This is a genomic window from Streptomyces sp. NPDC054765 (assembly GCF_053612065.1).
In genome coordinates, this window is sequence record NZ_JBSHBP010000119.1 from 1 (window position 1) to 11,733 (window position 11,733).

Below are 11,733 nucleotides of genomic sequence, written 5' to 3' on the forward strand. Positions count from 1 at the left end.
CAGGAGGTCACGGCATGTCCCCGTCCATGCTCACTGTCGGACTCGATCCCGCGCTGGTGGACGACTCGGCCTCGTCGCGGGCGGCGTTCCCCGAGCTCGGCGCCGAAGTGGTCCAGGCGGGCGTGGCCGCCGAGCGGGCCCGGCTCGCGGAACTCGGTTTCACTGTCGACGTCTGCCTGCTCGACTACGGCCGCACGGCCGAGGCGGTCTACCGCGCCGCGCTGTCCGGGAAGGACTACGACATCGTGGTGATCGGCGCCGGTGTCCGGCTGGACCCGGCGCTGACCCCGCTCTTCGAGGTCCTGGTCGGCATCACTCACGAACTGGCGCCCGGTGCGAAGCTCTGTTTCAACGTGAGCCCGTCGACAACCGTCGAGGCCGTCCAGCGGTGGTGGCCCGAACGCAGGCCACTAGTCTAGGACTTGGTCCGGACTCATCCATCAATGCTGGGTCAACGGCTTGGGTGTGGAGAGTCTACGGGAACGTCCACGACCAGCAGCGTCCGGCAGCGGCGGCAGGCGCGCCGGGGCGGCAAGAGAGAGGTGCAAACGTATGGGTGCCAGTGGTGTCATCGGCGAGACCGGGACGGGAGGGTCCGACCAGGCAGAGCTGTCGGTTCCCGCGGCGGACAGGACCGAGGGGGGCGTCCCGGGGGAGCGCCTGGTGCTCTTCACCGACGCGGTCACCGCGATCTCCATCACCCTGCTGATCCTGCCGCTGGTGGACCTCGTCCCAGAAGCCGCGTCCGCCCACGAGGGCGCCAGCGAGGTGATCACCGGTCACCTCGACCAGATCTGGAGCTTCCTGCTCAGCTTCGCGGTCATCGCGAACATCTGGCGGGAGCACCACCGGACCTTCTCATCGGTCACGGAGTTCACCCGCTCCCTGATGGTATGGAACATGGGGTGGCTGCTCTCCGTCGTCGTCCTTCCTCTGCCGACCGAGATGCTCGGCACCTTCGGCCGCGACCGATTCGTGGCGGCGTTCTACTACTCGACCCTCCTGGCCGGCATGGTCTGCCGGTTCGCGATGCTGAGGATCCTGAAGGCCACCCCGGCACTTTTCGAGGAAGACGGCCCGGAGGTCCGCCGGAGGGCCGAGGACTTGTACACCGAGAGCTGGCTCAACGTCCTCGCCCTGGTCATCGCCTTCGCCATCGCGCTCGCCGTACCCGTCCTGCAGTACTACAGCCTGCTGCTGCTCGCTGTCCTGCCGAGGCTGGCGCGTTCCCGACGGCAACGCACCGCCCGCTGACCACGGGAACGGCCGCCGCCCGGACACCAGCCTGAGCTCTGGGGACAGCCGCTCCGCAGCTCGACATGATCGCTGCTATGGCTCAAGACATCCTGCGTGGGGAGATGCACGAGGACGCGCCGACCGCGACGGGCGGGGTCGGGCCGTGACCGTCCGTGCCGTCTTTCTGCCGATCCGCCGTGAGCCGTTCGCCCTCGATGTCGAGGTCGGGCAGCAGCCGGTCCAGCCACTTCGGAAGCCACCAGCCCGCTCGGCCGACGAGCGCGAGGACGGCGGGGACAAGCGTCATCTGGAGGAGGAAGGCGTCGATGCAGACCCCCACGGCGAGGGCGAAGGTGATCGGCTTCAGCATCGTGCTGCCGCCGGGGATGAAGCTCGCGAACACCGCGAACATGATGAGGGCGGCGGCGGTGACCACGCGGGAGGCATGGCGCGAACCGGCCAGGACGGCTTCCGGTGGCGCGGCGCCGTGGACGAGCGCCTCGCGGATGCGGCTGACCATGAATACCTCGTAGTCCATGGCGAGTCCGAACAGCACTGCCATCACCAGGATGGGCAGGATGCTGACCACCGGACCGGTCTCGGCGACGCCGAGCGCGCTCGCGAGCCAGTCTCACTGGAACACGGCCACGACCGCGCCGAAGGTGGCGGCCACCGACAGCAGGAAGCCCAGACTGGCCTTCAACGGGACGATCACCGAGCGGAAAACCAGGAGCAACAGCAGCAGCGACAGGCCGACGACAACGAGCGCGAAGGGGATCAGAGAGCTCGCCAACCGGTCGGAGACGTCGATGTTCACAGCGGTCGTACCGGTCACCGAGACCTCGGCCCGTGTCGCTTCTGCCAGGTCGGCTCACCCTTACACGGGACGTACACGATCCCGCGCAGGGCGGTCCGGTCGTCCACCGGCAACCGGCCCGGATACCGCTCACGCCGCGGCGAACGAGCCGGCAGCAGCGGAGCCACACATTCCCACAGGTCATCAGGCACAAGATCATCCGACACCCGAGAAAGTCTGCCGCCACCCCACCACGCAGCCAGCAAGATCAAGAAAGCATGTTAATGATCTGCACGCCCTTAAGTACCGCCCCCTGCGGAAACACGTCCTCGTACCGGAATCTGCGACCGTCCTGAACGACCACTACGGAGGGGGCGGTCCACCAAGCGGGCCCGATGCCAACGCCTCGGCGCACACACAGGAAGGCGCATCCATGCACCGCAGAGAATTCATCCGCCACACGTCAGCAGCCGCGGGCGTCATATCCGCAGGGGCACTGGCTACCACCGCCCTGGACGATGGCGCAGCAGTCGCCTCGACGCGGCGCACAGACGCGCTGCGCGTCCACATCGTGATGTTCGACGGTGTTGAGGAGATGGACTGCATCGGCCCGTACGAGGTCTTCTCCGCCGCAGCCATGCACAGTCCGAACGGCATCGAGGTCCGGTATGTCACGACGGGACAGCCTGGGCTGGTCCGTTGCGGATACGGCACGGGCATAGAGGTGAAGTATCGGTGGTCGCCGGAAGCGGCGGACGTGGTCATCGTGCCCGGCGGCGGCTACGCCCACCGTGAAGGTCCCGGCGTATGGGCCGAAATCGATGGCGCCACTCTCCCTCGTGCCCTCGCTGCCGCTCCCCGTGAAGGGCTGACGATCAGTTCGCTGTGTACGGGAGCGGTGATTCTGTCTGCGGCCGGCCTGACGAAGGGGCGCCCGTGCACAACACACCACGGCGCGAAAAACTATCTGAGGGAACAGGGCGGTCTCGTCAAGGACGCTCGCGTGGTCGATGACGGGGATCTTGTGACGGCCGGGGGTATCACCTCGGGTCTCGACCTGGGCTTGTGGCTGGTCAACCGCGAAGTCGGGCCGGATGTGGCGACGGGCGTGGAGACGATGCTGGAGTACGAGGCGCGCGGAACCGTCTGGCGGAAGAACTGACCGAGGGTGGTCCCGCCGGGGACAGATGAAAGGACTCGGTCGAGGAAGGGTAGCGGACACCGAAGCAGGTTGGCCGCTGGCGGGACCGTCAGAGGTGATAGACGCGATCGTCGCAGCAGAAGTTGCCGACCACGCGCAACCTTGGGCGTCGTTCCACTTGGTGAGTCGGCGGTAGTTGATCAGGCTGGCGCCTACGGCGGTGAAGGTGAGGAAGTGCTCGGGTTTGCGCGCGTAGTGTCGGTGCGGGCGACGGCAGCCGGAAAGCCAGGAAGTGGTGCGCTCGACCACCCGGCGGTGGCTGGCCGGCGGCTGGGAGGCACCTGGGCCTACGGTCCCGATGCCCGCACCCCGGTCGACGCAGCGAACTCCGGCCTCCGTGGCCCGGCGGGCGAGTGCGGCAGCGATCTGCAGTTTCGTGGCGAAGCCCGGATCGCTGCGGCCCTTGGGGAAGTGGCGGGCGGGGGTGTAGGGCACGGCGTGCAGCGGATAGTACAGCCGCTCGTCCGCCCACAATGTGGTGACCGTGGCCACGGCGTTGTCGGTCTTGCCGTATCGGCCCAGCCACTGCCGGCCCACATGCGCGGTCGCGGTCCCGTCCTTACGGCCGCCGGAGTCGTCGATGACCAGCACCCCACCGGCATGCGCAAGCGGTGCGCGGATCACCCAGTAACCGCTCAAGACGACGGGCGTTGATCCGCTCGTGCTCCCAGGGGGATTCGGCGAGGAAGAACTGCAGCCGCTGCACTGCCGGATCGCGAAGGTCACCGTCGGTGAGATCCCGCATCGGGGGCCGTACCAGTTCACCGCGCTCTTCGTGGAGTCCGCGCAGAAATCCGTCCCGCCGAATACGCGTCCGGCGGGATGGCCCCACCCGAAGCTGCTCCCAAACCCGCGCGCGCGAGGAACCGGGGGGCAACCACCAGTTGCTGGACCGCCACCACCTTTCCCGACGCCAGCCGCACGCCCACCATCTGGTCCTGGCTGTCGACCTCGAGCCCGGTGGCCTCACCGTCGACCACGCCGACACCGAGAGCAGCCAGCTGCTCCCACTGTTCGTCGGTCAGTTCCGTTGCGGTGTGCAGGAACAGCGTGACGTCCTTGGACATCTGACGGAACAACAGTGCCTGGTGAAAGTTGCCGAGCACTCCGATGACCTTGTCCCGGACTTCCCAGCCGTGGCAGTACACGCAGTGCAGCACGTCCCGCCCCCACCGTTCGGCCAGCCCTGGCACGTCCGGCAGCACATCGACCAAACCAGTGGTCACCAGCACTCTGTGCGTCCGTAGGTGCTGCCCGTCCTCGGTGACAACCCGGAAGCCCGCGCCGTCCCGGGAGATCCGCGTGACCTGCCCCGAAACGACACGACCGCCGTACGAAGCGACCTCCTCGCGCCCGAGCCGCAGTAGCTCCAGAGGAGAGATGCCCTCGCGGCCGAGCACACCATGGGCGCCAGCAGCCGGAGCATTGCGGGGCTCACCCTTGTCGATCACCAGAACCGACCGGCGCACCCGGGCCAGATTCAAAGCCCCGGAAAGGCCGGCGGTCCCACCCCCGACCACCACGACGTCCCAGGTCTGTTCACCATCTCGTATCAACTCGAACTCGCTCATGCCATCAGCGTGCGACGGCGCCACGGATGCCGCATCGGTTCATGCCGTCCTGGCAAGACGCGCTGGCTCTCGCCGCCGGGGATGGCTCGCCGATCGGCCGACGGCCCCGGACCACGCCGAGCATCTTGCCAGTCCAGCAAGAGGATTCGTCGCCTGCGGATACGTGTGTGCAAGCTGCGTCCAGATGGTTCCGGCCCCCAACTGAAAGCCGGTATCGCCAGGACTCGGTCGTGTTCCCGCATTCGTTGGGAATTCCTCCGGATCGAGCGGCATGCCGGTAGTTGAAATACTTGAGGACGCAGCAGATGGAAAATCGCCACGTCGTGATCATTCCGATCGAGATCGATGAGGAGAAGGAAGCCTCTTATCTCGCCGTATGGCAAGATGCTGCGGAGGTGATGGCGGCGCAGCCCGGTTTCATTCGGACTTACATGTTCCGCACGATCGTTCCGGGGAGCAAATTCTCTCTCGTCAACGTGGCGGAATGGGAGTCCACCCGTCACTGGGAAGAGGCAATGAATGTCTGCCCGATGATGGGACAGCAGATAGCCGTCGTCCATGCCTCGAACTACGAGGCGATCCGGACGGTCCTGCCCACGCAGAGCCTGAGTTCCGGCGACGGTCGCATGCCCGCTGACCTGTCTCCTGTTGAGGCGCGTCGCCGCGCCGAGGACGGGCAACTCACACTGGTCGATGTCCGTGAAGACGATGAATGGGCAGCGCGCCACCCGGCCGGCGCCGTCCACGCCGCGCTCAGCACATTGCCAGCGTCGCTGTCGGATCTGCCTGACGGCCCACTGGCCTTCGTCTGCCGCACAGGCAACCGCAGCGCGCAGGGCGGCGTGCAGGCGATCCGCGCGGGCCGGTCTTCCGTCTACAGCGTGGCGGGCGGCCTTGAGGCGTGGGAAGCAGCGGGGCTGCCGGTCGTCCTTCCCGGGAGCGAAAGCGCCGAGAACAACGGCGATCGCGTCGCAGATGCGGTGCGCGAGGGCTGACGAAAGCAAAACCGGCAGATAACCGTCGCATACGTCCGCCGGCATGAGGCCGGCCGGATACGCCGTCCGCCCGCAGTCTTCGGAAAATTCGCTACCGCCATTCCAGACGGTGACCGTTTGCGCAATGTCCCAGGAAATGAGAACCGCGGATATCGCGAGCGGTTCGGAGTGGCGCAACGGTTCCGGAGCTTCGGCGGCGGCTTCCCGAAACGGAATTAACCGGGTACACCAGCCCGGAGAGGAGTCACGCCATGTTTTTTGTCGACACCCTGGAGTTCGAGGGGCTGGGCAACCGTAGCTATCTGGCAGGGGGTCGGCGAGCTGCGGTCGTGGTCGATCCGCCGCGGGACGTCGATCAGGTGATCGCCACCGCCGCGCGGCGAGGGGTGCGCATCGCCTACGTGGCGGAGACGCACTTGCACAACGACTACGTCACCGGCGGGCTGGAACTGGCCCGCCTCACCGGCGCCCGCTACCTCGTCCCGGTCGGGGCCCGCGTCTCCTTCCCTCGCACTCCTGTCGCGGACGGGGACGTGTTCGAGGTGGACGAGTACCTGGTGCTGCGCGCGATAGCCACCCCGGGCCACACCCCGCACCACACCTCGTACGTCCTGGAGGAGGAGGGAAGCCCGGTGGCTGCTTTCACGGGCGGCTCGCTGCTGATCGGTTCCGTGGGACGACCGGACCTGGTGGACCCGCGGCTGACCGAGCAACTGGCCCGCGCCCAGCACGCTTCCGTCCACCGGTTGGCGGCGACACTCGACGACGAGGTGCCGGTGCTGCCCACGCACGGTTTCGGCAGCTTCTGCTCCTCCTCCCAAGCCGAGGGCGATGCGAGCACGATCGGCCAGGAACGCGCCGGCAACGATGCATTCACCCTGGATGTCGACGACTTCGTGAAGCGGGTCCTGGCCGGGCTGGAGAACGTGCCCGCCTACTACACGCACATGGGCCCGGCCAACGCCGCCGGACCCGGGCCCGTCGACCTGACCCCGCCCGAGCCCGCCGACGCCGCACAGATCGCCGAACGGCTGGCGGCGGGTGAGTGGGTGGTGGACCTGCGCAGCCGGGTCGCCTTCGCCGACGGCCATGTGGCCGGATCGTTCAACTTCGAGGGCACAGGCAAGCTGGCCACCTATCTGGCCTGGCTGATCCCGTGGGGCAAGCCGGTCACCCTGCTCGGCGACACCCCGGGGCAGATTGCCGAGGCGCAGCGGGAGCTGACCCGGGTCGGTATCGACCGCCCGGCCGCCGCCGCCACCGGTGATCCAGCCGCCTGGGTCCGTCAGGGCGAACGGCTCGCCTTTTTCCCCCGCGCCGGCTTCGCCGACCTCGCCGCTGCACACAAGCGCGGCGAGGACGTGGTGGTGCTGGATGTGCGCCGGGATTCCGAACGTGCGAACGGCTTCATCGAGGGCTCCGTGCACATTCCGCTCCACGAACTGCACGGCCGGGTCGGCGACGTGCCGGACGGCACGGTGTGGGTGCACTGCGCCGGCGGGATGCGCGCGGCGATCGCCGCTTCTCTCCTGGACGCGGCCGGACGACAGGTCGTCGCCATCGATGACAGCTTCGAGGCGGCCGCCGACGCGGGCCTGAGCCTCACCCGGTCATGAATCCCTTGCTCCACCTGCACAGAAGGCACGTGATTTGTTCCTCTACCGCCAGGCTCTTGGCTGCCTCGGCCCCGTACAGGCCCACCCCCGCGTCACCGGTACCGCAATGCCGTCGGCCGGCGACAGCAGACACAGTGGGCGAATAGCGTGACCGCCCTGATCCTGGCCCTGATTGCAGGAGCCGTTGTCGGCCTGATGCTCGGCGCCCTCGGCGGCGGCGGCAGCGTCCTGGCGGTGCCCGCCCTGATCTACCTGCTCGGCTTCACCCCCGCCTCAGCCACCACCGCCAGCCTGATCATCGTCACCGCCACGTCTCTGACCGCCCTGTACGCGCACGCCCGGGCCGGGCGGGTGCGGTGGAAGGCCGGAGCGGCATTCGCAGCCGCCGGGATTCTTCCGGCGGCTGTCGCTGGGGCAGCCTCCGCCCACCTGCCTCAAGCCGTCCTCACCCTCGCCTTCGCCGCCATAGCCGCCCTCTCCGCCATCAAAATGCTCCGGCCCGCTTACACCGCTCGCCCCAAAGACGGGCGTGTACGGCCGGGCAAGGCAGCCGGGGCCGGTGCCGCACTCGGCACGCTGACCGGACTGCTCGGTGTGGGCGGCGGCTTTCTCGCCGTCCCCGCCCTGGTCACCGTCCTGGCCTTCGAGATGGATGCCGCAGTCGGCACCAGCCTGCTGATCATCACGGCCAACTCACTGGCCTCCTTGGCCACTCGCTCCGGCACCGCTGCCTCGGTCGACTGGGCGCTGATCGGCCCGTTCATCGGAACCGCGATCCTGGGCGCCTGGGACGGAAAGCGCATAGCCGCGAAGGTCTCCGCGCCCCACTTGCAGCGCATCTTCGCCGTGGTCCTGCTGGCCGTGGCCGCCTTCATGCTCGCCGACGCCGTGACGTGACAGCAGCCCAGACCGGCGACAACGTGTCCAGGCGGGCCCGCATCCGCCCGGTATCCCCGGCCGCCAACCCGCCCACCTCTCCGGTTGGCCTGGTTTGCCGAGGTATCGCCCGCGCTCTGTACCGTCATGCCGGGCCGCGCGATGGCCAGCCGGATTACAGCCAGGCGATCGAGAGGGAGATCGAGTACGCGGCCCTAGCGATGGGTGTGCACCTGCAGCGGCACACCCATCCAGAAGATCTCCCGGACCAGCAGCCAGCTGCCTGACACCGGGCAGTGTTCGTTCCGTCTTTTCGATGGCACTGTCACAGCTGACGCGCTGGCGAACCCGCCTCCACCGCCGGCGACGTGGGTCGGCATGGCTCCAGCTCCGCTCGACGAACAGGTGCCAGGTTGAGCGCGCTGCACCTCTGAGGAAAGAGATCCACGTGTCCGCTGCGTTCCGCATCAAGTGCTGCCGGTGCCGCAAGAACATCCCCCTTGCTCAGGACGTCTACGAACTGGACGCGGAGTGGCAACGACGTTTCCCCAGGATGGTGGGGACCCTCGCCTGCTCGCGGTGCGCCGAGAAGACACACTGGCGCTGCACCAACCCCGACGGCTCCTACAGCGACGATATCCCCGCCGCCGGAGCCCGTTGCTTCGACGCCTGGAGCCATATCTCATCTTCCGGCAGCCACCAGGCGATGGTACTGCGGTTGCCCCGCTCCGGGCTGCTCCAGGGAGCCGGGCCATACGTGCGCACCGTGGCGGCCCGCAAGGGCGCCCTGGCCGCCACGGTGCGCGAGGCCCTGCAGGAATGGGATGACAAGCGCCGACCCGCCACCGCTGGTCGGTGACCGTTGGCCTTCACCGAGAACGGGCGGCACCCTTTTCGCGGTTACTGCTCGGGGCCGGCCTTCTTGGCGCTCTCCTGCTGGTCCTGAAGCCGTTGGGCTTTGTCTTTCAGCCGTTGCCGGAGTTCCGGGTCCGTAGCGCGTTCGGCAGCCTCAGCCAGATCCCGTGCCTTCTGCTCCACCTGCCTCTGCCGGGCGCGGTCACGTTCGTCCTTGAGGCCCGTGATCACTCCCGGTGAGTGGGGAAGACACTCAGCTTGAGTTTTAACCTCAGGCCGGCTTGCCCGCCCCGTCTCCGCGGTATCCGCCGCCGGTTCCGTTCGGATCAGGCAGATGACGAGAGGTTCTGAAACGGCATGGGGCCATGGGGCTGTCCTGCAGGTGTTCCGTAACCTCTTCCTCCCGGGCCCGAGGTGTGTGCGGCTCCGGGCGGGTTCCGCTGGAGCGAGGAGCCGAGCGAAGTTCACAACTCAGGTTGAAGCTTCCCGGGCAGCTCCGCGACAAGGTCGCGGACGTACGCCTCATCCGTACCGGGGATCGAGAAGACCACCCGGAAGTAGAGCGGCGCAACGATCCGATCCAGAACCTGCTCCAGGGACGGGGGCGCGTCGCCGCGCTCCCGTGCCGTGTCGAGGACAGGACGGAAGCGCTCGCTGACCCTGCGCAGGCATTCACGTAGTCCGTCGTGGCGCTCGTCGACGTCGGGCGCGACCTCGGCGCGGAAGAACGCGATGCCACCGGGCCGGGAGAGCTCCGTCAGTGTCCAGAGTGCCTGGTTCTCCAGGTCGGTGCGCAGGTCGCCGACGAGCGGGGGCGCGCCAGCGTCGCTGCGGTGCTTGGCGACGTCGGCCAGGAGTGCGGCGAGCGTACCCCAGCGCCTGTAGAGGGTGCTGGAGTTGACCCCCGCGCGCTGGGCCACGGCGGGGAGGGTCACCTGGTCGGCGCCGAACTCGCCCACCAGCGCGACCGCGGCGCTGTGCACGGCGGCACGGACGTGGGTGCTGCGGCCGCCGGGCCGTTTCGTCGATGCGTCAGCGTTCACCCCTCCACCTTAAAGCAAAGAGTTGCGCCTTAGCGGGCAGGGGGCTTACGGTCACACTAAAGCGGAGATTGCCGCTTTAGTGTTGTGAAGGGAATGCCATGTCCACCAACGAAGCCCCCCTCGCCCTCGGGCGCACCTTCCACCAGGCCCTTGTCTCGGGCGACTGGGACGGTATCCGGGCCCTGCTGCACGACGACGCCACCTGGACCCTGCCCGGCGACAACACCATCTCCGGCACAGCTGACGGCGCCGACGCGGTGGTGGAGCGCGCTCAGCTGATCGCCTCGTACGGCCTCGACTTCGAGCTGCTGCATCTCCTGGTCAGCAGGGAGAACATGGCGCTCTCCCTGCACAACACGGCGCACCGGGAGGACGCCGTGCTGGACGAATACCTGGCCACGGTCTGTCGGCTCCGCGACGGAAAGATCGCGAGTATCGAGACCTATCTCTCCGACGTGCCCGGGATGAACGCCTTCTTCGTCTGACGACTCCCGGCTTGGGTCCTGACCTTCGACCGGCTCCCCGCTCCATCGCGACCATGCCTCCGCTCTCTTACCGTCCGCCCTGAGGCGGGCGGGATCGGCGGCGGATACGGCAGCCCGTCCAGCAAGTGAGCGATGCGGGGAGCGTCGTATCCGGCATCCATCACCACCTGGGCTTGATCCGCTTTGACGGACATCAGAGATCAGGGGTTCTGCCCCGGGAGGATGTCCATCATGGAGAGCATGGGGAAGAAGAAGCCTCGCAGCTCGCTCGCCCTCGCCCCGTTCGATACCCAGAAGGCGAGCAGGGCCCGGTCTCGGTGGTGTCGCAGAGCGGCGAACAGGTCGTTGAAGCGGCCGTCGGGAATTCGACGCGGCAGACGTTGGGGCACCGACGGCCGGTAACGGCCTCCGCCAGATTGCCGAGCGGACTGGCCCGCCGTGGACGGGAGCCGACGGCGCTCCCGCGCAGCGGGGAACGGGTTGATGATCGGCCCGGTGCCTTCCTCCAGGTGGAAGGCGTAGAACGACCGCAGCACGGCCTCGCAGTGAGCTCGCGTCGACACCGAGTACAAGCGTCCCGGACCGGCCCGGCCGGTCACCGCGTTCGGCACACCGGCTCCTCCCCGGACTGCTGAGGCGGACGCCGCCTGGCCGGACAGCCGGCGGCGCCAGTGAGTCCGGGCGGGTTTCGGCGCGACCTGCATCCACCGAGCAAAGTCCCGCGCGTCCAGCCGCGTCGCCCGGTCCCACTCCACACCCCACCCGGCCAAGAACCGCCACCACCGCAGCAAGTCCATCCCATACGAACGGATCGTCGTCGCCGGCCTCGCGCACGCCTGAAGTTCGGCAAAGAACGCCGACACCGGGACGACGGGAACACCGTCCGCGTCAACCAGCACGTAGGGCCGAGCGGTGTCCGCGGTCTTCACCAGCTCACCGGTCTGCGGCGGCACGAAGCATGCTAAGTCCCGGGCAGAATCACCTGTCTCATGCACGGCCCGGAAGCTAGCAGATACCCTCCCTGACCTGCGAATATCTCTCCCCGGGACGACTTCCCGC

At 68.0% G+C, this 11,733-nt stretch carries 12 protein-coding genes and 4 pseudogenes; 8 read left to right on the plus strand and 8 right to left on the minus strand.

All coding sequences use genetic code 11. The features are described 5' to 3' along the window. A partial coding sequence (locus ACWGJY_RS36585) for a hypothetical protein (protein WP_453265219.1) occupies positions 1-419 on the plus strand: 419 nt, incomplete at its 5' end. A gap of 133 nt (positions 420-552) precedes the next feature. Then, entirely contained in the window at positions 553-1,254 is a 702-nt protein-coding gene (locus ACWGJY_RS36590; RefSeq protein WP_453265220.1) for a TMEM175 family protein, read from the plus strand. Positions 1,255-1,336: 82 nt separating this feature from the next. Here ACWGJY_RS36590 and ACWGJY_RS36595 read toward each other — a convergent pair. Next, positions 1,337-2,104: pseudogene (locus tag ACWGJY_RS36595) on the minus strand (MMPL family transporter); the annotation flags it as partial. A gap of 361 nt (positions 2,105-2,465) precedes the next feature. Between ACWGJY_RS36595 and ACWGJY_RS36600 the strand changes: the two are divergent. Continuing rightward, on the plus strand, positions 2,466-3,194 hold the full coding sequence (locus tag ACWGJY_RS36600; protein WP_453265221.1) for a DJ-1/PfpI family protein: 729 nt from the start codon (positions 2,466-2,468) through the stop codon (positions 3,192-3,194). A gap of 159 nt (positions 3,195-3,353) precedes the next feature. On the opposite strand, the pseudogene ACWGJY_RS36605 reads toward ACWGJY_RS36600, so the two are convergent. The 3 genes and pseudogenes from ACWGJY_RS36605 to ACWGJY_RS36615 all read right to left on the minus strand — a co-directional run. Beyond that, positions 3,354-3,491: pseudogene (locus tag ACWGJY_RS36605) on the minus strand (IS5/IS1182 family transposase); the annotation flags it as partial. 66 nt (positions 3,492-3,557) lie between these two features. Next, positions 3,558-4,065: pseudogene (locus ACWGJY_RS36610) on the minus strand (transposase); the annotation flags it as partial. Further along, entirely contained in the window at positions 3,995-4,804 is an 810-nt protein-coding gene (locus ACWGJY_RS36615) for an NAD(P)/FAD-dependent oxidoreductase (RefSeq protein WP_453265222.1), read from the minus strand. The gene ACWGJY_RS36615 and the pseudogene ACWGJY_RS36610, both read right to left, overlap by 71 nt. 305 nt (positions 4,805-5,109) lie before the next feature. Between ACWGJY_RS36615 and ACWGJY_RS36620 the strand changes: the two genes are divergently transcribed. The 4 genes from ACWGJY_RS36620 (at position 5,110) to ACWGJY_RS36635 (ending at position 9,150) form a co-directional block, all read left to right on the plus strand. Further along, on the plus strand, positions 5,110-5,799 hold the full coding sequence (locus ACWGJY_RS36620) for a rhodanese-like domain-containing protein (protein ID WP_453265223.1): 690 nt from the start codon (positions 5,110-5,112) through the stop codon (positions 5,797-5,799). A gap of 251 nt (positions 5,800-6,050) precedes the next feature. Beyond that, positions 6,051-7,415 carry an MBL fold metallo-hydrolase gene (locus ACWGJY_RS36625; protein ID WP_453265224.1) on the plus strand — a complete coding sequence of 455 codons (1,365 nt, stop codon included), beginning with the start codon at positions 6,051-6,053 and terminating at the stop codon, positions 7,413-7,415. 147 nt (positions 7,416-7,562) lie between these two features. Beyond that, positions 7,563-8,312 carry a sulfite exporter TauE/SafE family protein gene (locus ACWGJY_RS36630; RefSeq protein ID WP_453265225.1) on the plus strand — a complete coding sequence of 250 codons (750 nt, stop codon included), beginning with the start codon at positions 7,563-7,565 and terminating at the stop codon, positions 8,310-8,312. Between the two features lie 427 nt (positions 8,313-8,739). Then, positions 8,740-9,150, plus strand: coding sequence for a hypothetical protein (locus tag ACWGJY_RS36635; protein ID WP_453265226.1), 411 nt, complete (start codon positions 8,740-8,742; stop codon positions 9,148-9,150). 41 nt (positions 9,151-9,191) lie between these two features. Here the strand turns inward: ACWGJY_RS36635 and ACWGJY_RS36640 are convergent, their stop codons facing one another. After that, positions 9,192-9,377, minus strand: a complete 186-nt coding sequence (locus tag ACWGJY_RS36640) for a DUF6381 family protein (RefSeq protein WP_227043202.1) — start codon at positions 9,375-9,377, stop codon at positions 9,192-9,194. Positions 9,378-9,610: 233 nt separating this feature from the next. Continuing rightward, entirely contained in the window at positions 9,611-10,189 is a 579-nt protein-coding gene (locus ACWGJY_RS36645) for a TetR/AcrR family transcriptional regulator (RefSeq protein WP_453265227.1), read from the minus strand. A gap of 98 nt (positions 10,190-10,287) precedes the next feature. On the opposite strand from ACWGJY_RS36645, the gene ACWGJY_RS36650 reads away from it, so the two are divergent. Further along, a complete protein-coding gene (locus tag ACWGJY_RS36650) occupies positions 10,288-10,674 on the plus strand; it encodes a nuclear transport factor 2 family protein (protein WP_453265228.1) in 387 nt (128 codons plus the stop codon). A gap of 200 nt (positions 10,675-10,874) precedes the next feature. Here ACWGJY_RS36650 and ACWGJY_RS36655 read toward each other — a convergent pair whose 3' ends face one another. Together ACWGJY_RS36655 and ACWGJY_RS36660 are read right to left on the minus strand one after the other, a co-directional pair. Continuing rightward, positions 10,875-11,237, minus strand: a complete 363-nt coding sequence (locus ACWGJY_RS36655) for a hypothetical protein (RefSeq protein ID WP_453265229.1) — start codon at positions 11,235-11,237, stop codon at positions 10,875-10,877. A gap of 105 nt (positions 11,238-11,342) precedes the next feature. Continuing rightward, a pseudogene (locus ACWGJY_RS36660) lies at positions 11,343-11,669 on the minus strand (site-specific integrase); the annotation flags it as partial. Between the last annotated feature and the right edge of the window lie 64 nt (positions 11,670-11,733).